Here is a 22,882-nt window from a genome sequence, read left to right on the forward strand (position 1 = left end):
ATGAATACCTCCGGTGCAGTCTTAATAAGTAATTAATTTATTTAATATCTTTGTTACTATTCAGTTCTCAATATGACTAACCACATATCTTTTTGTAGATATTCACAATCACAAAAATCCCCCGAACAAGCCGGGGGATTTAAAAAGCTTATGCTGTAACAATTATTTTATTACTGCTCCTTGCGGTGCATCTCAAATGTCTCCATATGGTAGTTGGCGATGTTGTCACGAATCTTTCTGTCATCTGCTCTGCTTAAGAGATCATCACGGAACTTCTTGGTAGATACCATGTCATTGTATGAGCTTGGTCCGCCTACGCAGCCGCCCTCACATGCCATTCCCTCGATGAAGTTCTCAGGAAGCTTGCCTGCCTTCATGAGGAGAAGTGCCTTCTTACACTCTGCTGCTCCGTTTGCCTTGCAAACCTTGCAATCAACATCCTCGCCTTTTTCCTTCATGCTCTCGATTACGGCTGCTGTAACTCCGCCTGAGTTTGCGAAACGCTTACCGTATACTGAGCCCTCCTGGTATGAGGTATCATCAGCCTCAAGCTGTACACCCTTTGCCTTCATAATAGCACGAATCTCGCTGAAGGTAAGTACATAGTCTGCATTGCCCTCTATCTTCTGATCATGTACCTCTGACTTCTTGGCAACACATGGTCCGATGAATACTGTAACTGCATCAGGGTCCTTTGCCTTGATCATTCTTGAAACTGCACACATAGGTGAAACAGTTGTAGAAATCTTGTCAGCAAGCTCAGGATAGTGCTTTCTAACCATATTTACAAATCCAGGACAGCATGATGTAACCTTCTTCTCTCCTGCCTCATATGCCTCAAGCCACTCATCAGCCTCGTATGCTGCTGTCATATCTCCTCCGAGTGCTACCTCAACAAAACCGTTGAAGCCAACTGCCTGCATAGCTTTCTTCCAGCTGTTCATAGTGATATTTGCGCCAAACTGTCCCTCTGCTGCAGGTGCAACCATAGCGTATACATGCTTGTTCTCTGACTTGATTGCATCGATTACATCTACGATATATGTCTTTGATCCGATAGCTCCGAATGGACAGCTGTGGATACACTTACCACATCTGATACATTTGCTCTCATCAATCACTGAAATGCCGTACTCATTGTATGTAATGGCATTTACAGGGCAAGAGAACTTACATGGTCTCTTTAAATGAGCGATAGCGTTGTAAGGACATGCCTGTGCACAGCGTCCACACTCCTTACACTTCTGTGGGTCGATATGTGAGCGGAGACGTCCTGCCTCAATTGCTCCGAACTTACATGCATTGATACAAGCCTTGCCAAGACAGTTCTGACAGTTCTCAGTAACTGTGTAGCTTGAAATCGGACAATCCTCACATGCTGAGCTGATTACCTGGATGATATTGCCGTCATCGTTTGCGCTTGGTGCTTTACCCTCTGCTAGTCTGACACGTTGACGGATGATCTCTCTCTCCTTGTAGATACAGCAACGGAACTGAGGTGTCGGTCCCGGAATAAGTGTAAATGGGATGTCATCTCTGATCTCATCGAGGTTACCTGCAAATGCAGCCTTTGCGACCTCAAGCAAAACTGCATGTTTGATTTTGATTACGTTTTCGTCAGCGTACATATTATCTCCTTTTCCTTAAAATAATGTATATTTTGTTACCTAATTAATTATATACTTAGAAGAATCATTATACCATGTGACACTTCCCATATCACATGACCTGATTCCTCTAAAAAAATGCTCCTAGTATTTATCTACTAGGAACATTCTACAAAATTTTTTAAACTTTTTCTACCCTTGTATTCATCAAAATACAAAGAATTGTTATTTTTTTCACAATAACGGCAATTTTAATAAAAATTACTCATGGCGCAGTGCGTCAATAGGGTTCAGGTTCGCTGCCTTGTATGAAGGAAGCATACCGAATATGATTCCGATTGCCATGGAAAAAAGCACCGCAAGTATAGCTGCTGCCGGACTTATCGCTGTCGGCGTGCCGTTTAGCATTGAGATGACCTTAGAGAGTATCACTCCGACCAGCACTCCGACCAAACCTCCAAGACTTGTGAGAACAACTGCCTCTGTGAGGAACTGTCCAAGTATTGCTCCCTTTCCTGCTCCGATTGCTTTTTTAAGTCCTATCTCCGAGGTACGCTCTGTGACTGACACAAGCATGATATTCATGACACCGATACCACCGACTAGCAGTGATATTCCGGCAATCCAGATGAGCATCATGTTGGTTGACTGGCTGAGCTGCTGTATTTGCTTTGCCTGCTCCTGTAAATCCTGTGCCTTGTAGGTCACATCAGAGCCGTCTGTGACATTTAAATTACTGTTAAGTATCTCCTCAGCAGCCTTTCCCACTGTAGCCATGGTATCCGTGCTGTCTGCCTTAAGCAAAAGGTTCTGCGGCTCATCATAACCAAATATAACCGGCCATGTTCCGCTTGGCACAAATACATTGCCCTGGCTGTCATCATGGGCATACATATAGTAATCATCCATTGAGTTTATTACCAGGTCATAGCTGTCCTTTTCCGTGACTACACCGACTACTGTAAACGGATATCCCTGTATCTCTACTGTCTTGCCGAGTGCGCTCTCTCCTGAAAACAGGCTGCTCTCCACGCTCTCATCAATAAGAGCCACCCTGCGTGCATTTGCATAGTCATTCTTTGAGAAGCCTCTGCCCTTCATGACTACATAGCTTGCAGTATCGAAATATCCGTCATCGACACCTGTTATATTGCCGCCCGAAAGCGCCGTGTTCAGATAATAGACTGCATTGGAAGCCTGTCTTGTACGGTAAAGAGCTGCATTTTTCACATGGTCGAGCTCCTTTATGCTGTCAAGTGTGGCAGCCGATACCTCAGTCACTCCCGCCGGCGCTGTTTCATATGATAAATCCATATCATAGCCATCCTTCTGCAGTGTGACCTTTACGTTATTACTTCCCGAACCTATGAGGTTCTTTTCTATCTGTTCGTTTGTGCCCTGAATTGTGGAAACAATCGCAATAATTGCTGCAATTCCGATGATGATTCCAAGCATGGTCAGAAACGAACGCATCTTATGTGACCAGATTCCCCTAAAGGACAATCTAATATTTTCAAGCATCTTTAATCCTCCCTGCTAAACTAATACATACCATCTTCCGACACCTTGGTTTTCTCGCCCTCCCTGACTCCATACGGGAATGCGATATAGTCATCATTTGTCAGACCTGACTTTATCTCCACATATGAGCCCCAGAGCGACTTGCCTGTTTTGACAGACTGTTTTTTGAGCTTTCCGTTGTCATCCTTGTATATATATGACTGTCCGTTCTCTGTTCTGACATATGACTTGTCGATATATAGTCCGCTGTCAGAGCCCTCCGATGATGTATCTATGGTCAACTCAAGTGAATCGCCCTTTTTGAGATTCTGCGGATTCTCAATGTACGCGGTGTACTCATAGAATGAGGAGTTTGGATTGCTGTCTCCATAATAGTTTACGCTGTCTGACGGCACATTGCTTATCTCGGATATTGTGCCCTCATAGGTATCACCTGTCATGTAGTTGACTGCTGATACGCTCTGTCCTATTTTTACCGTATCCAGATCCAGCTCACCGATTGTTCCGCTGATATACAGTCCTGATGCTCCCGAAAGCTGCAGGAAAGGTGTACCGTCCTTCGGTGGATTGGCAGGATCACAGACTGTTGTCACAATTCCATCCTTCTTTGCATATACCACGCCATCCTCAAGCTCGCTCTGCAGTTCCTTTAAATTGGCCTGTGCAATTCTCTTTTGTAAATCAACATCGGCAACACTTCTGGTCTGCTCCTTTATGGCATCCTTAAGCTCATCTGCAGTGTATGTCTTTTCTTCTGCCGCGGTATCAGCTTCTGTCTGTGCGGTCTGTTCTGTGGCACTGGCTGTTTTGGTATCTGACGACTCACTTCCTGCTGTATCATCAGACGCATCTCCTGCTGTAGTTGTGCCTGCAAGGAAAAGCTTTATCTCATCGCTTTCATCATAGCCGCCAAGCCTATCTCCTCTTACGATAAGCTCCATATCAGGTGCATTCGCATCTCCTATTACAAACCGTGCTACAGCGCTTTTATCAGCGAGTGTATTCAAAAGCTCTCCCGATACATATGAAGCCTCTGTGCATGTAAATGCATAAGGATCGTCCTCTGTACCGATTCCTTTGGCCTCTGACAAATCAGATATCACATCATGCTCTTCATCAGGCTTTTGCTCAGGGGCATCCGGCTGTGTATCAGGCTGTGGCTCAGGTGTAACAGGAGACTCGGGCTGCTTTTCAACCGGTTTAGTGTTCTTTAGCTTGTCAAGCTTCTGCTTTTCCGATGCAAGCTGGTTCTCAAGACTCTGTATCTCAAGCTGCTTCATCTCAACCGAGAGGGAAAGACTCGTCACATCATATGCAAGGAGCTTATCTCCGGCCTTTACCTGCTGATCCTTTGTGACATAAACCTCTGTCACCTTCTGTCCATCCTTTAAATTGATTGTCTGACATGCATCATCACACACCATTCCCTCACTGGTCATGGATGTGTAGTCGTTTGTCGTGCTGATCATTGAAACACTCATGACGGAAGCAAGCCCCTTGGAGTTCCTGTAATAAACAACTCCTGTGATGCTTCCCGCTGCAACTGCAACTACAAGGACAGCTATTATAATGATCTTAATTCTCTTTTTCTTTTTCATTACCTGCCTCCTGTCCTTCCTCTGTTATCTCGCCGTCTATGATGTGTACGATGCGCTTTGCCTGCTCAGCTACCTTTCTGTCATGTGTAATCACGACAACCGTCACACCGGACTCATTAAGGCTCTCAAAGAGCTCAAGCACCTGCTTGCCTGACTTTGAATCCAAAGCTCCCGTAGGCTCATCCGCCAGCAGAAGCTTTGGATGATTGACCATAGCTCTCGCTATCGCCACTCTCTGCTTCTGTCCTCCTGAAAGCTGTGTTGGCCTGAAATCAGCCCTGTCTGAAAGCCCTACACGCTCTAATGCCTCCATACCCATCTGCCTTCTGTCCTTTTTGCTCACACCGGCATATATGAGTGGCAGGCATACATTGTCCAAGGCACACTCTCTCGGCATGAGCTGGAAATTCTGAAATACAAATCCAATTGTATCCCGTCTGACTCTCGTAAGCTCCTTTTCCTTAAGCTCACTGACAGGTCTGCCGTCAAGTATATATGTGCCCGATGTTGGCAGATCAAGACAACCCACTATATTCATGAGAGTGGTCTTGCCGGAGCCCGACGGCCCCATGATTGCCACGTACTCTCCCTCCTCAATCTGGAGTGAGACATCCTTTAAAACCGGCACCACGAGCTTATCCTGGTCATAGTTTTTATAAATATGCTGGAGTTCTAGAATCATCTACTGTACCTCCGCGTCACCTGAACCGGTGGCATCTGCAGCACCTTCGTCCATTGTGCCATCGTCCATTGTGCCATCATCAACAGGACCGCCCTCAGTGCCCTCAAGCATCTGGTCATCAAGAGCTTCTGTACCCATATCGTCATAGACTGACTCTTCACCGCCGCCATTTTCAACGTACTCTTCCCATGTCTGTGCCGGCTCACCCTCATAAAGGTCATCAGATGCCCATACTATATAGTCATCCTTTGTAAGCCCTGACTTGATTTCATACATCATGAGATTCTCGTCATAGTCTCCAAGCTCAACCTTTGTCTTCTCAAGCTTATCCTTTTTATTAAGTGTCCATACATATGCATCATCGCCATCCTTTACGACATAGCTCTCATCAATCCAAATACCATCCTTTACCTGCGTCTGTCCGAAATCCGGCTCCACATATACATGCTGTCCTAAAAGCATGTCGCCTGTGCCTGTAAGCTGCACATAGAAGTTGTACTTTGATGCCTTCTGCTCGCTGCTTCCATCATCATACATGCCGGAATTGCTGTTATCAGTCTGAGTATTCTCAGTATCAACCTTGCTGATGGTACCCTGCCATGTCTTTGACTCATCAACTCTCGAGCGCACTATAACTGCCTGCCCCTCTGCGAGTCCACTGTTTAAAAAGCTCTGCTCATCAATTGTGCCCTTTACCCTGTAATCACCGGTGGCAACGATTGTCATAAATGCAGTATCTGCTGTGTCTGCACTCTGATTCTCATTGATTTTCTTTACAACACCAATCATTGTGCTGTTTACAGTGGCATTTTTGATGCTCTCATCATACTTTTCTATCTCTGCCTTCTTCGTGGCAATATCGTACTGAGTCTGCTTCTGCTGTGTCTGCGCCTGCTGAATCTGCAGTGTATAGTCAAGCTGCTGATCCTTTGGCGCTTCCTTCTTTTCCTTGGTGAGCTGCTCTATCTGTGCATCATAGCCGGAAAGCGTATTGTTTAAGCTCTCAAGCTCAAGCGTGGCGCTTTCCTTTTTCGCAGCAAGATCTTTTGTATCATAGGTAAAAAGAGGTGTACCCACCTGTACCTCATCCCCCTCTGACACAAGAATATCCTTTACCTTTTTTTCACTGTCAGCCTTGATATCCATGGTATCGGCTGCTTCCACGACACCGCTGTACTTGTCAGTACTTCCCGCCTGATACATGACATCAGCGACCTTGTTTGCATAGACTCCCGATGCCTTTGCTGCATTCTTTCCCTTTGTCATTGCAATGACAACAGCTGACACAATCACTGCTATGATAAGCACAACTGCAATCACTGAAATGATTATCTTTTTCTTTTTACTCATTTCGACCTCCCGGTTTCTTATAATTAATTGATTGATTATGAATTAATCATACCAAATATATATTGCATCTGTCTTTTAAGATTTTTTTAATATTTTACTAATAAAAAATGGAGGTTAGTATGGAAATAGCATTTAGTGAGAAAATTTCTCCACAGCTGTCCGCCGCCCTGTTGTCCACCCCTTATGAGCTTGGAAAAGAGGGAGGGCTTTCAAGCGGCTATCTGCCGGAGAGTGATAGCTGGGAAGTGATAGTAAAATATGTCGGTGACATAGAAAAAATAAAAGAAAAGTATCCTTCTGTACTCATCACAAAGCTGCTCGGAAACTATGCGGTGCTCGTAATTGAGAAATCACTTGTAAATACCGTTGCCCTGTGCGATGAAATCATATATATGGAAAAGCCAAAGCAGTTTAACTACGATGTGTACGAGGGCTCTCAGGCCTCATGCATCACTCCCGTACACACCAATCCATATAATCTGACCGGAAATGGTGTGCTCGTAGGCATTATCGACTCCGGAATTTACTATGCCCATCCGGCTTTTATACAGGATGGTGAAAGCAGAATCGCCTATCTGTGGGACCAGACTGTTTCCGATGATTCCTCACACAGTGATATCATCCCTTTCGGCACCTTATATGACCGCGATACAATCACCAAAGCCATAAATGCAGAAAACAGCTTAGAAATGCAGCGTATCTGCCCAAGCATCGACATATCCGGGCACGGCACTCATGTGGCAGGAATCGCTGCCGGAAACGGTAATGGTAATGAACAAAACACAAAATACCGCGGTGTTGCTTATGAAAGCACTCTTATAATCGTAAAACTCAAAACCTCAGGCGGTGCCAGCTTTCCCACAACCACGCAGATTATGCTGGCAGTAGACTTTTGCATAAGAAAATCAATCGATATGAACATGCCTATCGCCATAAACCTAAGCTTTGGCACAAGCAACGGCTCGCACAGCGGCACCTCACTGCTTGAAGCATACCTGGACTATATAGCAGGAAACTACCGCTGCGCTGTCTCAGTCGGCTCAGGTAACGATGGAGCCGGCTTTGGTCATGCAAACGGCAGCTCGTATCCTGCCGATGCAGAGCTTGCGATAGGCTATCCTGAGCCGTCTCTTTCCATTGATTTATGGAAAAAATACTGGGATGAGATACAGCTGCGCATTAGTGCACCAAATAATGATATGCTTGAGATTCCCGATACAATTACCAATCAGGCAAAGGGCTTTACATACAGATACAATCTCGATGGGACAGACATATATATAACAGGCGGCGGTCCCTCTCCCTACTCTCCTTTTCAGGAAATATTCATTGAACTCATGGGATCGGAATACATCTCACCCGGCATCTGGAAAATATCACTTGAACCTATATCTGTAAAGGACGGCTCATGGGATATATGGCTGCCGTCAGGTGCTCTGCGCAATGCACAGACCTCATTTATCCATGCATCGCCTGATATCACCCTGACCATCCCCTCAACCGCTCAAAATGTCATATCTGTCGGAGCCTATGACAGCCGAACAAACCGCACAGCCGCCTTTTCCGGCCGAGGCTATACCTGGGCCTTTGACAGTATAAAGCCTGATATCATTGCGCCCGGTGTAGACATTATTTCATGCTCAAACACCGGAGGCTACACTTCAAAAACAGGGACATCTATGGCTGCACCGTTTGTGACCGGTGCGGCTGCACTTCTGATGGAATGGGGAATTGTGCGTGGAAATGACCTCTATATGTATGGCGACAAGCTTAAAGCTTCTCTCATAAAAGGTGCCGGTGAAAATGTATTTACAGCTGCCTCACGGGCTGTCTCTGAAAACAGCTCCAAAAACACAAAATACCCCAACCCTGTTACGGGCTGGGGTACATTGTGCTTACTGGATAGTATTCCTTAGTGGAAGCGCTATTCGTATACATGCTTCTGATGCTTCTTTGCATCTGCCTTATTCTTTTTCTTCAATGGATGCTTTGGGTTTTTATCCATTATAATCGCTTCCTTCCGTTCGTTCTGACTACGTTATACACCTGCAATCAGCACTTGTCAAGCAAGAGTGCTATTTTTAATTAATTGTTTATATTTAGTGCGAAATCTCAATCATTTTAATGTTAAAGTGTCGATTTGTATGCACAATTATTGACAGTTTGCTAAATTTAATTATTATCTCTTCATCACACTCTTTTTAAACACAGTCATCGCAATTCAAAAAAATACATCATTACATAGCTGCCAAATATACAAAATATGCCGCATAGCAAAGCAGCATCACCACTCCACATGGCTTTCTAAGCTCTTTATGTCTTATCGTACCGCCCCACAGGAGCACACCGCACAGGATTGCCACAACTGTATCAATCACAAACCTGCTCTCAAACGGTACCGGACAAATGAGAGCTACTGTTCCGATTACAAAGAGTATATTGAAAATATTGCTGCCAACTATATTTCCAATCGCTATACCGGCATTTCCCTTGCGTGCTGCTGAAACAGATGTAACAAGCTCCGGAAGAGATGTGCCGAATGCAACGATTGTCAGTCCGATAAAGCGCTCACTCATGCCGCAGGCTCTTGCTATGGTCGTGGCACCGTTTACGACAAACTGGCTTCCAATTACGACGCATACACCGCCCAGCACAATAAAGAACAGACATTTCCATACCGGATATAGCTTTACCGACTGCTCATCACCGCTGTCATTGCCCTTTTTTGCCAGAATATACAAATAAAGCAGATATGCAATAAATAAAATCCACAGTATAACACCCTCAATGAATGTGATTTCATTGCCTGTCATTCCCATCACGAGAAGCACCGCTGTGATAAGAAGCATGTACGGTATCTCGTATTTGAAGGTGGTTTTTTGTATGGCTACATTTGTGATGAGTGCCGTCACTCCCAGGATTATAAGGATATTTAGTATATTGCTGCCGACAATATTGCCGACTGTAATCCCCGCATTACCCTTTATTCCTGCAGTGATGCTGACTGCCGCCTCCGGCAGCGACGTGCCCATCGCCACAATTGTCAGTCCAATCACAAGCTGCGGAATACCAAATTTCCCGGCGAGCGCCGCCGCTCCATCCACAAACACATCCGCGCCCTTCACCAGTGCTACAAAGCCTGCTATAAGCAGTAAAATTGCTACAAAAATCATAATTTTCCTCCTTCTGCTGTCCTTTTTAAGGATGCCTGATTAATTGATAGTTACAGCTATGTCCTATCAGCAGAAGGTTTTTGTATACAAAAAAGGCAACACTTCTGCTGTATAAAACAACAAAAGTCTCGCCATTTAATCACTCTCCGGATTGCTGTCATATATGTATGATATGTATGAGCAATCGTACTGACGGATAAGTAAGCACTCTCGTGCCGGCTACTCCCTTTCACTTATATACTATGATATGTCAACGCAGTGTATTCGTCAAGAGAAAGTTTTTCTTGCCTTTATCACGCTAACGTGGTAGCATGGTTACTAAATAAACTATTAAAGAGGTACTACAAATGAAAACATCAGAAATTATTGTATTTATCGTCTATCTGCTGTGCATGCTGGGTATCGGTATCTTCTTCTTCGTGAAAAACAGAAACGGCGGAGAAAAGACCTACTTCCTCGGCGGACGTGAGATGGGACCATGGGTTGCGGCGCTGTCAGCCGGAGCCTCAGACATGAGTGCATGGGTACTCATGGGACTTCCTACTTCTATCTATGCACTGGGCTTAGGTCAGGTATGGATTCCTGTAGGACTTGCAATCGGCTACACTATAAGCTGGCTGCTAGAGGCCCCTAGACTGAGAAAATTCTCGATTGTAGCAAACGACTCCATCACCATTCCGCAGTATCTGACCAACAGATTCCTGTCCAAATCACTTGCACTGCAGGTGATTTGTGCAATTGTGTTTTTGGTTGCATACACTATTTATGCGGCATCGAGCGTAAAGGCATGTGGTACTCTTTTCCACACTGTAATAGGAATGGATCCACAGATTGCCATGTATCTTGCAGCAGTTGTCATCGTAGGCTATACCTTCCTCGGCGGCTTCTCGGCTGTATGCTGGACCGATTTTTTCCAGGGCATGCTCGTACTTGGTTCTATGTTTATAGCACCGATTTTTGCAGCATTTATGCTTGATACATCATCTATGTCATCACTCCCGGGCGGTTACTTAAATCCATTCTCAAGCTGGCAGGATATCGTGTCAGGACTGGCATGGGGACTTGGTTACTTTGGTATGCCACATATCATTATCAGATTCATGTCCATCAAATCACAGAAGGATTTGAAAAAATCAGCAAAAATCGGAATCACATGGACCTTGCTTATTGTATTTTTTGCAACCTTAATCGGAGTAATCGGAAGACTTTTCCTTGGCTTTGACGAATCAATCAATGAAAACTCTCTTGTTTTCATCCAGATTGTAAGAAAGATTTTCCCGGGTGTTATCTCAGGTATACTCCTCTCTGCAGTGCTTGCTGCTTCCATGAGCACCGCAGACAGCCAGCTGCTTGCTGCTTCATCTGCATTCTCGAGTGATGTGTACAAGCCTGTCATCAGAAAAGGCAAGGCAAGTGATAAAGAGATGATGTGGACCGGCCGTATTGTCGTTCTTGGAATCTCTGTTGCAGCACTCATCATCGCATCAAACCCTAATGCCGGCTCTATCATGGCACTTGTTTCCAATGCATGGGGTATCTTTGGAGCTGCCTTTGGACCTGCAATCATGCTCAGCCTCTTCTGGAAGCGCTTTAACTTCAAGGGTGCTGTTGCAGGAATCATAACAGGTGCTGCCGTTGATATATTGTGGTATGCATTCCTCACATCAACCGGAATCTACGAGCTGCTGCCGGGATTTGTTTTAGGACTTATCGCAGCCGTTGTTGTGACACTTTGCACAAATGAGCCTTCAAAAGAGGTTTATGAGCTCTTCGATAAGGCTCAAAAATTTGATGAGTAATTGAAATAATTAATCATTTAAGAACATAAGTAAAACCGTCGTACCCTGCCATTTACGGCCCGGTACGACGGTTTTATTTTTCTTATGCTTTATGTTGTGCTTTTAGAATGGTCTGTCTCAAATACAATTCCTTTAACTTCTACAGATGAAGCACTCGCTCTTTAATCTCCTGGGTTCTTCCCTGATTCCAGAACTGTGTGCCTATATAGCCGCATGTACGGCGGGCTACACTCATCTTGTTCTGGTCACGATTGCCACAGTGTGGGCACTCCCAGATAAGCTTGCCTGAGCCCTCTTCCTCTACGATTTTGATTTCTCCGTCGTAGCCGCATACCTGGCAATAGTCGCTCTTTGTATTCAGCTCTGCGTACATGATATTGTCGTAAATGTACTGCATTACTGAAAGCACTGCAGGGATATTGTCCTGCATGTTTGGTACCTCAACGTAGCTGATAGCGCCACCCGGAGACAGCTTCTGGAACTGGGACTCAAACTTTAGCTTGTCAAATGCATTAATCTGCTCTGTTACATGCACATGGTAGCTGTTTGTAATATAGTTCTTGTCGGTAACACCCTTTATGATACCAAAGCGCTTCTGTAAGCACTTCGCGAACTTATAGGTGGTAGACTCAAGCGGTGTGCCATATATACTGAAATCGATGTTTGACTCCTTTTTCCACTGCTCACATGCATCGTTTAAGCGCTGCATTACCTTAAGTGCAAACGGTGTTCCCTCTTTTGGCTCTGTGTGTGATACTCCCTTCATATAGCGTACACACTCACAAAGTCCTGCATAGCCGAGTGAGATTGTTGAGTATCCGTTAAATAATAATGGGTCTATAACCTCTCCCTTTTTCAGACGTGCAAGTGCTCCGTTCTGCCAGAGAATCGGTGCTACATCGGATTTGGTACCAAGAAGCCTCTTATGTCTGCACATAAGTGCTCTATGACACAGCTCAAGTCTCTCATCAAGTATCTTCCAGAATTTTTCCTCATCCTTTTCTGATGAGCATGCCACATCAACGAGATTTAAGGTGACAACACCCTGGTTGAAACGTCCATAGTATTTACGCTTGTTTGGATCAAAGTTCTCGGCATGTGCCACATTGCCCGCTGTCTGTGAGCATCTGTCCACTGTGAGGAATGAACGGCAGCCCATGCATGTATACACATCTCCGTCCTTAAGCTCCTTCATGACCTTCTCTGAAATATAGTCAGGCACCATTCTCTTTGCAGAGCACTGTGCCGCGAGCACTGTGAGATTCCAGTACTTTGAATCCTCTGTGATATTATCATCCTCAAGCACATATATGAGCTTAGGGAATGCCGGTGTGATATATACACCCTTTTCGTTCTTTACACCCTTTATTCTCTGGTGCAGCATCTCCTCAATGATTGCGGCAAGATCTGCCTTTGTCTGCGGATCGGATACCTCATTCAGGTACATGAATACTGTGATAAACGGTGCCTGTCCGTTTGTAGTCATGAGTGTGATGACCTGATACTGAATCATCTGCACACCACGGTTGATTTCCTCCTTGACACGGAGCTCTGCTACCTCGTTGATTTTTTCTTCATCTAAATCAAGGCCTACGCTCTCGAATTCCTTTTGCACCTGCTTTCTGAACTTCTCACGACTGACCTGTACAAATGGTGCCAGATGTGCAAGCGAGATACTCTGTCCACCATACTGTGAGCTGGCAATCTGTGCGATAGCCTGTGTAGCAATGTTGCAGGCTGTTGAAAAGCTCTTTGGTGTGTCAATCATAGTCTCACTGATTACTGTGCCGTTCTGAAGCATGTCCTCAAGGTTTACAAGACAGCAGTTGTGCATATGCTGTGCAAAATAATCTGCATCGTGGAAATGGATAAGCCCCTTCTCATGAGCCTCCACTATATCCTCAGGAAGCAGGAAACGGCGTGTGATATCCTTGCTCACCTCACCTGCCATGTAGTCACGCTGCACGCTGTTTACAGTAGGATTCTTGTTGGAGTTTTCCTGCTTTACCTCCTCGTTATTGCACTCAAGAAGGCTAAGAATCTGCTGGTCCGTAGAGTTTGACTTACGGACGATGGCTCTCTTATATCTGTAAGTAATGTAGTTTCTGGCTACGGTAAAGGCACGCTTGTTCATGAGCTGGTTCTCCACCATATCCTGTATCTCCTCAACGCTTGGAGAGCGCTTCATGTTCTCACATGCAGTCTCCACGTTGCTTGCAATTTCCTCAATCTGATCAGCAGTAAGCTTCTCATAGTCTAGCACTGAATCGTTTGCCTTTCTAATGGCAGCTACAATTTTGGCTGCATCAAATATATCCTCACTGCCGCTTCGCTTGATGATTTTCATGTAAATTTCTCCTCTCTGTATACTATATTCCATATAATGTAGTGTACTATATATAGTATTGTCATTCAATGCACATACTATATATATACATTTTATCATGTGTAATGGCACAAAATATGCAGCTATAAATGAGATGTAATCATTAATTCATGTCACTGCCCTGCAATGTAAAGCGGGCTTTTCACCAAACAATTACGATATAGCTACATATAAAATGCCATATTATTTAATACAAATCTGTGCATCTGTCTTTTGATGACAATCTAAATTATACAAGATATTGTTGCTATGTCAATACGCTCAACAATATTTTGTAGCATTTTGACTTATTGCACAAAAAAATCCACAATATTTATGCTACTTTTTCAACTCTGTAATTATTTTGTTACTTGTTAAGCTTTTCCATATTGTCAATCACTCTGTCCAAAAAGCCAAGCATCATGTTAAACTCCTCCTTAGAAAAGCCTTCGTGCATGGCTTCCTCTATTACCATTATATTTTCCCTTACCCTGTTTTCATGGTCCAGTGCTTTTTGCGTCAGCTCAATCCTCTTAAGCCTTGCATCATTTTCCATAGGTGTGCGCACGATATAGCCGTTTTTTTCAAGACTTTTAAGCATATTTGTCACTGTGGCTCCTGACAGATGAAACTTTGCTTCGATATCCTTTTGAAATATATTTTGGCCCTGATTATCCATTATATATCCAATCATCATCCCCTGGCTTCGCGGTATACATTCTGTTTTACTGCACCTTTTTCTGTCAAAATATCTGTCTATGCTCCTGCTGATGCGGTTTATCTTGTGTCCTAAGTATTTATCCGGTGTAAACTCCTTCATATCTGAAATCCTTTCATAGATTTTTCTTGACAATAAAAAAAGTATATCTATAATATAGTTAGCACACTAACTAATTAAATGCAAGTATTTTTTTAGTTAACCACATTACCATAAATGTGGGAAGTTTGTTTTAATCAAATATGAAATATAAGAAGAAAGGACAAAACATATGTTAAAAACACTAGGTGCCCAAATAAAGGAATACAAATGGGCTTCGATTGCGACACCTGTTTTCATGCTGCTTGAGGTGGCTGTGGATACCATAATCCCTCTTCTCATGGCATCAATCATCGACAACGGTGTCAATATGGGCGACACAAGGCATATCTATATCATGGGTGTGTGGATGATTGTCGCAGCACTGTTTGGTCTTTTGACAGGATGTCTCGGTGCAAAATATGGTGCAAAGGCCGCCATGGGCTTTGGAAAAAATCTGCGTGCTGCAATGTTTCGCAACATCCAGACCTTTTCCTTTGCAAATATCGACAGATTCTCATCCGCTAGCCTTGTCACACGTATGACAACCGATGTGACCAACATCCAGAATGCTTACATGATGCTGCTTCGCATGGCTATGAGAGCCCCTGCATCCATAATATGTGCGATGGCTATGTCATTTTTCATCAGCCCTCGCCTTGCGACAATATACTTAATCGCTGTCATTGTGCTTGGAGCTTTACTGCTTTTCATCAGTAAGGCGGCCATGAAATACTTCGACAGAGCCTTCAAGCGCTATGATGACCTGAATGAAAGCGTACAGGAAAACGTATCCGCTATCCGCGTTGTAAAGGCATACGTCCGTGAGGATTATGAGAAGAAACGTTTTTCAAAGGCAGCACAGAATATCTACGACGTATTTGTGAAGGCAGAAAGCCTTGTGGTATACAACTCTCCTCTCATGCAGTTTACAGTGTATGCCTGCATCCTGTTAATAAGCTGGCTCGGAGCTCATATGGTGGTAAGCAGCACTCTCACTACAGGTGATCTGATGGCTCTTCTCACCTATTGCATGAATATTCTGATGAACCTCATGATGCTCTCGATGGTGTTTGTAATGATTTCACTCTCACTCGCATCCGCAAGACGAATCAGCGAGGTATTAAATGAACAGAGCACACTGCACAATCCAAAGGAACCGCTTTACGATGTGCCTGACGGAAGCATAAGCTTTAAGCATGTATCCTTCAGATATTCAGACACCGCTGAAACTCCGGTTCTGTCAGATATAAATCTAGACATAAAATCCGGTGAGACCATCGGCATCATAGGAGGAACCGGAAGCTCGAAATCTTCCCTTGTAAACCTGATAAGCCGTCTCTATGACACAGACACAGGCTCTGTAATCGTTGGGGGCCACGATGTGCGTGAATACGATATGGACACTCTCAGAAACAAGGTCGCTGTCGTGCTCCAGCAGAACGTGCTTTTCTCGGGCACCATACTCGAAAATCTGCGCTGGGGTGACAAAAACGCTACCACAGATGAGTGTATTGAGGCCTGCAAAATGGCATGCGCCGATGACTTTATCGAGTCCTTCCCTGACAAGTACAACACCTACATAGAGCAGGGCGGAACCAACGTATCCGGTGGCCAGAAGCAGCGTCTGTGTATCGCAAGAGCTCTACTTAAAAAGCCAAGGATACTCATACTCGATGACAGCACCTCGGCTGTGGATACAGCAACAGATTCAAAAATCCGTGCTGCCCTCGCAAAAACAATACCGGGAACCACTAAGCTCATCATCGCACAGCGTATCTCATCAGTCATGGATGCTGACCGTATCATCGTGATGAATGACGGAAAAGTGGACGGCTTTGACACTCACGAAAATCTGCTTAAAAATAATGAAATCTACCGCGATGTTTACGATTCCCAGACAAACGGCGGAGGAGACTTTGATGAAGGAGGTGCTGCCTGATGCCAGGACCACGAGGACCACGAGGTCCAAAACCCAAAATTAAAAATCCCGGTAAGCTTTTTGCGCGCCTCATGGGATTTATTTTCAAGAAATATTTACCGGCCTGCATAATTGTTGTGATATGTATCTTTGTCAGTGTACTTGCAAATGTGCAGGGAACCATGTTTACCAAAAATTTGATTGATGACTATATAGTACCACTGCTTAAGACAGGAAGTCCCGACTACGGACCACTCCTTGCAGCAATGGGAAGGGTCGCCGTATTCTACGGCATCGGCGTCATCAGTACGTTTGCATACAGCAAAATAATGATCTACGTATCACAGGGCACCATTAAGAACCTGCGTGTTGAGCTCTTTTCCCATATGCAGGATCTGCCAATCCGATACTTTGACTCACATGCGCACGGCGATATCATGTCAATTTATACAAACGATATCGATACACTCCGCCAGCTCATCAGCCAGAGTCTTCCGCAGATACTTAACAGTGCTATCACTGTTGTGAGCGTTTTTGTTTCAATGGTCATATTAAATATTCCGCTCACCATACTAACTATCGTGATGGTAATCGTAACAACAGTCGTGACAAAGAAATTTGCAGGCTTCTCCAGCCGCTATTTCCTTGCACAGCAGCGCGACCTCGGCAAGGTTAACGGCTTCATCGAGGAAATGCTCAACGGCCAGAAGGTAGTCAAGGTATTTACCCACGAGCAGGAAAATATTGAAGCCTTCGACAAAATAAACGATGAACTCTTTGAAAGCGCTTACAATGCCAACATGTACTCCAACATGCTCGGTCCTGTAAACGCACAGATTGGAAATCTAAGCTACGTGCTCTGCGCTCTTGCCGGCGGTGTTATGGCTCTTTCAGGCTTTGGCGGTCTGACCCTTGGTAAGCTTGCGAGCTTTCTGACCTTTAACAAGAGCTTTAACATGCCTATCTCGCAGGTCAGCCAGCAGTTCAACAGTATCATCATGGCGCTTGCCGGATGTGACCGTATCTTCTCACTGCTCGACGAAACGCCTGAGACTGACGAGGGCTATGTCACACTGGTAAATGCTAAGGAAGAAAACGGAAAACTTACCGAAACCCATGAACGCACCGGCTTATGGGCATGGAAGCATACTCATCAGGCTGACGGCTCTGTGGACTACAAAAAGCTTGAGGGCGATGTGGTATTTGACGATGTGGATTTCGGATATGTGCCTGAGAAAATTGTACTGCACGATGTGGATCTTTTTGCAACACCCGGTCAGAAGATTGCCTTTGTTGGCACCACCGGAGCTGGAAAGACTACCATCACTAACCTTATCAACCGCTTCTACGATATAGCAGACGGCAAGATAAGATATGACGGCATCAATATAAACAAGATTAAAAAGGCTGATCTGCGCCACTCTCTTGGCATTGTTTTGCAGGATACCCATCTTTTCACAGCTACTGTCATGGAAAACATCCGCTACGGCAAGCTTGATGCCACAGATGATGAAGTATACGCAGCTGCCCGCCTGGCAAACGCCGATACGTTTATCCGCCAGCTTCCTGACGGCTACAATACTGTACTGACAGGTGACGGTGCAAACCTAAGCCAGGGCCAGCGCCAGCTTCTAGCCATTGCGCGTGCCGCTATCGCCGATCCTCCTGTGCTCATCCTCGATGAGGCTACAAGCTCAATTGATACACGTACTGAGCGTATTGTTCAGGACGGCATGGATAAGCTCATGCATGGCCGTACTACATTTGTTATCGCACACAGGCTTTCTACTGTCAGAAACAGCGACTGTATTATGGTTTTGGAGCAGGGACGCATTATTGAAAGGGGAAGTCATGATGAGCTGATTTCAAAGAAGGGAAAGTATTATCAGCTTTATACAGGAAAGACTGCGTAATTCAGTGTCATGGCATGACTACGAAAACCGGGAGACCGGGAACGCAGCCCGTGGGGCACACCCTCATGTGCGCTAACGCTTTGCTGTTAAGATTCTGTACGAATTATGCTTATAGTGTTTCTATGCTTGACGAAAACGGCTTTTATGCGCCGTCCATGGCGCATAACACCTTGCCCAGCCATCCATGGCTGGGCATTTCTGTGTTTCATGTGCATAATTCTACAGTATCTAAACAGCTTCGCTAGTCGCTTACATGAGGGTGTGCCCCCTGCTGCGTTCCCGGTCTCCCGGTTTTCTTACGCTGTGACTAGATGTTCATTTGTGGTTAGCTAATATTTCTTTCATCTTTTTGCACTTCGGCCTAATACAATTCCACCATATCGCTTGGCATTCTCAGATCACCTCTAGGAGATAATGAAACAGTTCCCACCTTTGGTCCGTCAGGTATGCATGAACGCTTAAACTGCTGCTGCCTGAAACGCGTAAAGAATGTTTCCAGAGTCTTTTCTATTTCACCCTTACTTACATTTGCAAAAGCAATCTCTGCAAGTTTTAATATCCGATCCCGGCTTTCTCCATTACGCAGAAAATGATAAAGGAAGAAGTCATGAAGGTCATATTTGCCGATGCTCTCCTCTGTTTTCTGTGCTATGTTACCGTCTTTATCCGGCGGCAGTAGTTCAGGAGAAATAGGCAGGTCTGCTATTTCGCAAAGCACATTTTTCATTTCATCCGTTGACGCGCACTCGCTGGCATAAGCCTGTACAATGTATTTAACAAGTGTCTTTGGTACACTGCAGTTCACGGCATAATTGCTCATATGGTCACCGTTGTAGGTGCACCAGCCAAGTGCAAGCTCTGACATATCACCTGTACCGATTACAAGTCCGTCTACCATGTTTGCATAATCGAATAATACTTGCGTACGCTCTCTGGCCTGAATGTTTTCATATGTCACGTCAAAAACATCATCCGGATGTCCTATATCCTTCATGTGCTGTCTGCATGCAGCCTCAATATTAACTTCCACGGCTGTCACTCCAAATTCTTCCATAAGCCTGTCAGCAATTGTCTTTGTAGTAGATGTAGTTCCAAATCCTGGCATTGTAATACCATAGATATTTCTCTTCGGAATGCCAAGTGCTTCAAATGCATCACAGCATACCAAAAGTGCAAGTGTGCTGTCCAGACCGCCGGATATTCCAAGAACAACATTTTTTATTCCGGTGGATATGAGTCTCTGTTCCAGACCTTTTGCCTGAAGCGACAAAATCTCCATGCAGCGGTTTTTTCGGTTGTTTTTATCACTTGGTACAAACGGATACGGATTAACTTTCTTTGGCCATATTTGATAATCCTTCATCCGGTTTTCACCATTTAAAATTACTTTTATCACATCCGGCACATCAGCCCATGAATCGCTGTTGTATCTGTGGCGGTCATTCATGCAGCGATCAATATCTATCTCACTTATCACAAAACCAGAGCTCATCACATCATCTTCTGATACCTTTTTATTCATACGTTTTGAATAATCTGACGTCTCACCAGCTATTCTGCCATTATCAGCTATGATGCAGTGGCCGGAAAATACCAGATCCGTGCTGCTCTCTCCTGCACCGCTTGACGCATACACGTATCCGGCACGGCATCTTCCTGACTGCATCGCCACAAGACTGCGCCTGTATTCTCTTTTTCCGATTACGTCATTGCTTGCTGATGGATTTATAATGATATTTGCACCGGCTTTGCAAAGCTCCCCGCTCGGAGGCGCACTTACCCATAAATCTTCACAAATCTCAGTACCGACAATTGCGCCTCTCAGATCCTTGATAATAATATTCGGAGAAAAAGGTACTGTTGGCCTGTTTGCGACATAATTTAAAGTAATCTCATCTGATAATCTCTTGTCTGCGCTTGTAAACCAGCGTTTCTCATAAAATTCACCATAGTTGGGAATATATGTTTTTGGCACAATTCCAACAATTTCTCCGCTGTGTACATATGCAGCACAGTTGAAAAGTCTGCCAGCTTCATCTTCTATCGGCAGTCCCACGCATACAAGGATGCTTAAATCCTGCAATGCTGTTTTAATCCTGTCCAGTTCTTGCTGAGCCTGCGCGAGCAGTTCTTTTCTCAAAAACATGTCTGCACAGCTATATCCCGTAATACACAGCTCCGGAAAAACCACAAGCTGCACATCCTTTTTTGCAAGTGACTCTGCAATGTGTATGATATTGTCAGCATTGTTCACGCAGTCCCCGAGATAAATCTCAGGGGACGATGCGGCAACACGGTAAAATCCTGTATTCATGACATTTCCTCCTAGCGGTCATTTTTCATCCTGTAATCAATGCAGCGGTTTAAGTAATCCACATAATCCGGATTTTTGCACATCCCCTTGCCGGGTGTATCAGAAATCTTCGCTACATCCATACCATTGCATATTGTGGTTTTCATGACAATATTGAGTGCAGGAACATCTGTATCATTGCTTAAGTATGTGCCAATACCGAAAGCTACATTTATTTCCTTGCAGAAATGTCTGTAGAGCTTGTCAGCACGCTCAAAATCAAGACTGTCGCTGAATAAAAGTGTCTTTGTTTTTGGGTCAATTCCAAGGCTCTTGTAATGAGCAATCATCTTTTCACCCCACTCATACGGGTCTCCGCTGTCATGACGCACTCCTGAGAAAAGTGTCGCATAGGTCAGCTGGAAATCACGCAGGAAACAGTCTGTTGTGATTGTGTCAGTAAGCGCAATACCGTTTAATACTCCATACTCCTTGATCCATGCATCGAGAGCATACCAGTTTGAATATGCCGGATTGTGCCTGTGATTGCCCTGTCCTGTGCACATAATCCACTCATGAGCCATGGTGCCTACAGGTGTAAGTCCGTACTTCTTTGCAAGATACACATTTGATGTGCCGACAAACTTTGATGAACTGTGCAGGGTGTCGTTTAAATGTGCGAACTTCTGCACTGCAAGCTCCTGCGCTTCAGCAGAAAGTCTTCTTCTGAGACCAAACTCTGAGAATGTACCCGCGTACCAGTGTCCGTTCTTTAAATTCTCATACTTTGCATCCAAACGCTTCTTAAAGCTGTCAAGCAGCTTATCATAGTCATATGCCATTCTGAAATACACTTCATTTACAATGGCAAGTGTCGGAATCTCATACATTGAAGTGTTAAGCCATGTTCCTTTTGCCTCGATAGACAAGCCACAAGGTGCATCTGTTCCTATCTCAAAATCCTCAAAACGCGGCTGCCAGAGACGAAGAAAATCAACATAAGAGCCTTTGATCCATTTGATATTGTCAAGATATGCAAGCTCATCCTCTGTAAACCGAAGCTTACAGAAAGCCTTAATCTGTTCTGTTATCTCCTGCACCATTTTCTGTGTAAAATGCACATCTTCATTTCTGCACTTGAATGTCCATGTGGTCTTGTAATCCGTAAACTGATGGAATATTGTCTGACCCATGCTGAATTTATACATATCAGTCTCTAAAAGACTTGTGATTATCTGGTTTAATTTCATAATATTCTCCTCCCATTTCTTACACTATTAGTATGTCAGAAACATTTTTAATAAATGGCTTTCTATATAATATTGACCTGAATCATTTTCATTGCTTCTATTGCTGTCTTATGACTTTCAGGCGTTACGCAGGCACAGGCATTTTCTATCACTGACACCTCTGCATCTTTACAGAACGTCTTTGCAATCGCTACGTTGCTGATTACGCATATTCCCGTGCAGAATCCGCAGAAATAAATCTCTGTATCGCTGTTGTCATATCCCGCAAGCAGTTCGCCAAGCTCTTTGCTGCCAAACGTCGGCTTGTCAATATAAGTCATATCATCACAGTCAACTCCACGCTCCTTCATTGCTGCTTTAAGACGAGCGTCTACTTCCCATCCGTTTGTCCCTTTAATACAGTGAGCTACCGGAAGCTTTCTTCCCTCCTGAGTATTCAGATAGTTTTCATCATGCGTATCCCTTGTGAATATCACGTCATCATATTTTCCTGACCTGATTTCATCTGCAATAACATTTGTTGCCACGTTACACTCCTTGTTTCCAAGAACTCCTGTAATAAAGTCATTCTGTGCATCCACTACTACTAAAATTTTCTTTGCCATAATCATTTC

15 protein-coding genes are annotated in these 22,882 nt (G+C 44.4%); 4 read left to right on the forward strand and 11 right to left on the reverse strand.

Annotated features, from left to right (window positions below; translation table 11 throughout):
* Nucleotides 1-170 precede the first annotated feature (170 nt).
* The 5 genes from EUBREC_RS10790 to EUBREC_RS10810 all read right to left on the reverse strand — a co-directional run bounded on the left by EUBREC_RS10790 (nucleotide 171) and on the right by EUBREC_RS10810 (nucleotide 6,758).
* Nucleotides 171-1,628, reverse strand: coding sequence for a 4Fe-4S dicluster domain-containing protein (locus EUBREC_RS10790; RefSeq protein ID WP_012743215.1), 1,458 nt, complete (start codon nucleotides 1,626-1,628; stop codon nucleotides 171-173).
* Between the two features lie 240 nt (nucleotides 1,629-1,868).
* Nucleotides 1,869-3,128, reverse strand: a complete 1,260-nt coding sequence (locus EUBREC_RS10795) for an ABC transporter permease (protein WP_012743216.1) — start codon at nucleotides 3,126-3,128, stop codon at nucleotides 1,869-1,871.
* Nucleotides 3,129-3,148: 20 nt separating this feature from the next.
* On the reverse strand, nucleotides 3,149-4,726 hold the full coding sequence (locus EUBREC_RS10800; RefSeq protein WP_012743217.1) for a biotin/lipoyl-binding protein: 1,578 nt from the start codon (nucleotides 4,724-4,726) through the stop codon (nucleotides 3,149-3,151).
* Nucleotides 4,704-5,408 carry an ABC transporter ATP-binding protein gene (locus EUBREC_RS10805; protein WP_012743218.1) on the reverse strand — a complete coding sequence of 235 codons (705 nt, stop codon included), beginning with the start codon at nucleotides 5,406-5,408 and terminating at the stop codon, nucleotides 4,704-4,706. Before EUBREC_RS10805 ends, EUBREC_RS10800 begins: the two co-directional genes overlap by 23 nt.
* Nucleotides 5,409-6,758: an efflux RND transporter periplasmic adaptor subunit gene (locus EUBREC_RS10810; RefSeq protein ID WP_012743219.1), complete on the reverse strand. Its 1,350-nt coding sequence runs from the start codon at nucleotides 6,756-6,758 to the stop codon at nucleotides 5,409-5,411. It lies immediately after the preceding gene.
* A gap of 119 nt (nucleotides 6,759-6,877) precedes the next feature.
* On the opposite strand from EUBREC_RS10810, the gene EUBREC_RS10815 reads away from it, so the two are divergent.
* Nucleotides 6,878-8,674, forward strand: coding sequence for a S8 family peptidase (locus EUBREC_RS10815; RefSeq protein WP_041254149.1), 1,797 nt, complete (start codon nucleotides 6,878-6,880; stop codon nucleotides 8,672-8,674).
* 321 nt (nucleotides 8,675-8,995) lie between these two features.
* Here the strand turns inward: EUBREC_RS10815 and EUBREC_RS10820 are convergent, their stop codons facing one another.
* Complete coding sequence (locus tag EUBREC_RS10820) at nucleotides 8,996-9,931, reverse strand: calcium/sodium antiporter (RefSeq protein ID WP_012743222.1); 936 nt, start codon at nucleotides 9,929-9,931, stop codon at nucleotides 8,996-8,998.
* Nucleotides 9,932-10,278: 347 nt separating this feature from the next.
* Between EUBREC_RS10820 and EUBREC_RS10825 the strand changes: the two genes are divergently transcribed.
* On the forward strand, nucleotides 10,279-11,730 hold the full coding sequence (locus EUBREC_RS10825) for a sodium/proline symporter (protein WP_012743224.1): 1,452 nt from the start codon (nucleotides 10,279-10,281) through the stop codon (nucleotides 11,728-11,730).
* 139 nt (nucleotides 11,731-11,869) lie between these two features.
* On the opposite strand, the gene nrdD is transcribed toward EUBREC_RS10825, so the two are convergent.
* Together nrdD and EUBREC_RS10835 are read right to left on the reverse strand one after the other, a co-directional pair.
* Nucleotides 11,870-14,077 (reverse strand): anaerobic ribonucleoside-triphosphate reductase, encoded by a 2,208-nt coding sequence (gene nrdD, locus EUBREC_RS10830; protein ID WP_015568161.1) that lies wholly within the window; start codon nucleotides 14,075-14,077, stop codon nucleotides 11,870-11,872.
* Nucleotides 14,078-14,462: 385 nt separating this feature from the next.
* Complete coding sequence (locus EUBREC_RS10835; RefSeq protein WP_012743226.1) at nucleotides 14,463-14,915, reverse strand: MarR family winged helix-turn-helix transcriptional regulator; 453 nt, start codon at nucleotides 14,913-14,915, stop codon at nucleotides 14,463-14,465.
* Nucleotides 14,916-15,084: 169 nt separating this feature from the next.
* Here EUBREC_RS10835 and EUBREC_RS10840 point away from each other — a divergent pair, with 169 nt between their 5' ends.
* Nucleotides 15,085-16,833: an ABC transporter ATP-binding protein gene (locus EUBREC_RS10840; RefSeq protein ID WP_012743227.1), complete on the forward strand. Its 1,749-nt coding sequence runs from the start codon at nucleotides 15,085-15,087 to the stop codon at nucleotides 16,831-16,833.
* Nucleotides 16,833-18,725 carry an ABC transporter ATP-binding protein gene (locus EUBREC_RS10845; RefSeq protein ID WP_012743228.1) on the forward strand — a complete coding sequence of 631 codons (1,893 nt, stop codon included), beginning with the start codon at nucleotides 16,833-16,835 and terminating at the stop codon, nucleotides 18,723-18,725. The genes EUBREC_RS10840 and EUBREC_RS10845 overlap by 1 nt, the downstream gene beginning before the upstream one ends.
* 361 nt (nucleotides 18,726-19,086) lie before the next feature.
* Here the strand turns inward: EUBREC_RS10845 and EUBREC_RS10850 are convergent, their stop codons facing one another.
* From EUBREC_RS10850 to EUBREC_RS10860, 3 genes are all read right to left on the reverse strand, one after another.
* A complete protein-coding gene (locus EUBREC_RS10850; RefSeq protein ID WP_012743230.1) occupies nucleotides 19,087-21,039 on the reverse strand; it encodes an NAD(+) synthase in 1,953 nt (650 codons plus the stop codon).
* 11 nt (nucleotides 21,040-21,050) lie between these two features.
* Nucleotides 21,051-22,268, reverse strand: a complete 1,218-nt coding sequence (gene pncB / locus EUBREC_RS10855) for a nicotinate phosphoribosyltransferase (protein ID WP_012743231.1) — start codon at nucleotides 22,266-22,268, stop codon at nucleotides 21,051-21,053.
* 62 nt (nucleotides 22,269-22,330) lie between these two features.
* On the reverse strand, nucleotides 22,331-22,873 hold the full coding sequence (locus EUBREC_RS10860) for a cysteine hydrolase family protein (RefSeq protein ID WP_015517385.1): 543 nt from the start codon (nucleotides 22,871-22,873) through the stop codon (nucleotides 22,331-22,333).
* Nucleotides 22,874-22,882: the final 9 nt, after the last annotated feature.

Source organism: Agathobacter rectalis ATCC 33656, from assembly GCF_000020605.1.
Taxonomy (GTDB): Bacteria; Bacillota; Clostridia; order Lachnospirales; family Lachnospiraceae; genus Roseburia; species Roseburia rectalis.

Coding starts and splice junctions, on each gene's coding strand:
- pncB (WP_012743231.1), bottom strand. CDS start 22,268: ATGAAATTAAACCAGATAATCACAAGTCTTTTAGAGACTGATATGTAT.
- EUBREC_RS10825 (WP_012743224.1), top strand. CDS start 10,279: ATGAAAACATCAGAAATTATTGTATTTATCGTCTATCTGCTGTGCATG.
- EUBREC_RS10810 (WP_012743219.1), bottom strand. CDS start 6,758: ATGAGTAAAAAGAAAAAGATAATCATTTCAGTGATTGCAGTTGTGCTT.
- EUBREC_RS10835 (WP_012743226.1), bottom strand. CDS start 14,915: ATGAAGGAGTTTACACCGGATAAATACTTAGGACACAAGATAAACCGC.
- EUBREC_RS10800 (WP_012743217.1), bottom strand. CDS start 4,726: ATGAAAAAGAAAAAGAGAATTAAGATCATTATAATAGCTGTCCTTGTA.
- nrdD (WP_015568161.1), bottom strand. CDS start 14,077: ATGAAAATCATCAAGCGAAGCGGCAGTGAGGATATATTTGATGCAGCC.
- EUBREC_RS10790 (WP_012743215.1), bottom strand. CDS start 1,628: ATGTACGCTGACGAAAACGTAATCAAAATCAAACATGCAGTTTTGCTT.
- EUBREC_RS10850 (WP_012743230.1), bottom strand. CDS start 21,039: ATGAATACAGGATTTTACCGTGTTGCCGCATCGTCCCCTGAGATTTAT.
- EUBREC_RS10795 (WP_012743216.1), bottom strand. CDS start 3,128: ATGCTTGAAAATATTAGATTGTCCTTTAGGGGAATCTGGTCACATAAG.
- EUBREC_RS10820 (WP_012743222.1), bottom strand. CDS start 9,931: ATGATTTTTGTAGCAATTTTACTGCTTATAGCAGGCTTTGTAGCACTG.
- EUBREC_RS10815 (WP_041254149.1), top strand. CDS start 6,878: ATGGAAATAGCATTTAGTGAGAAAATTTCTCCACAGCTGTCCGCCGCC.
- EUBREC_RS10805 (WP_012743218.1), bottom strand. CDS start 5,408: ATGATTCTAGAACTCCAGCATATTTATAAAAACTATGACCAGGATAAG.
- EUBREC_RS10860 (WP_015517385.1), bottom strand. CDS start 22,873: ATGGCAAAGAAAATTTTAGTAGTAGTGGATGCACAGAATGACTTTATT.
- EUBREC_RS10840 (WP_012743227.1), top strand. CDS start 15,085: ATGTTAAAAACACTAGGTGCCCAAATAAAGGAATACAAATGGGCTTCG.
- EUBREC_RS10845 (WP_012743228.1), top strand. CDS start 16,833: ATGCCAGGACCACGAGGACCACGAGGTCCAAAACCCAAAATTAAAAAT.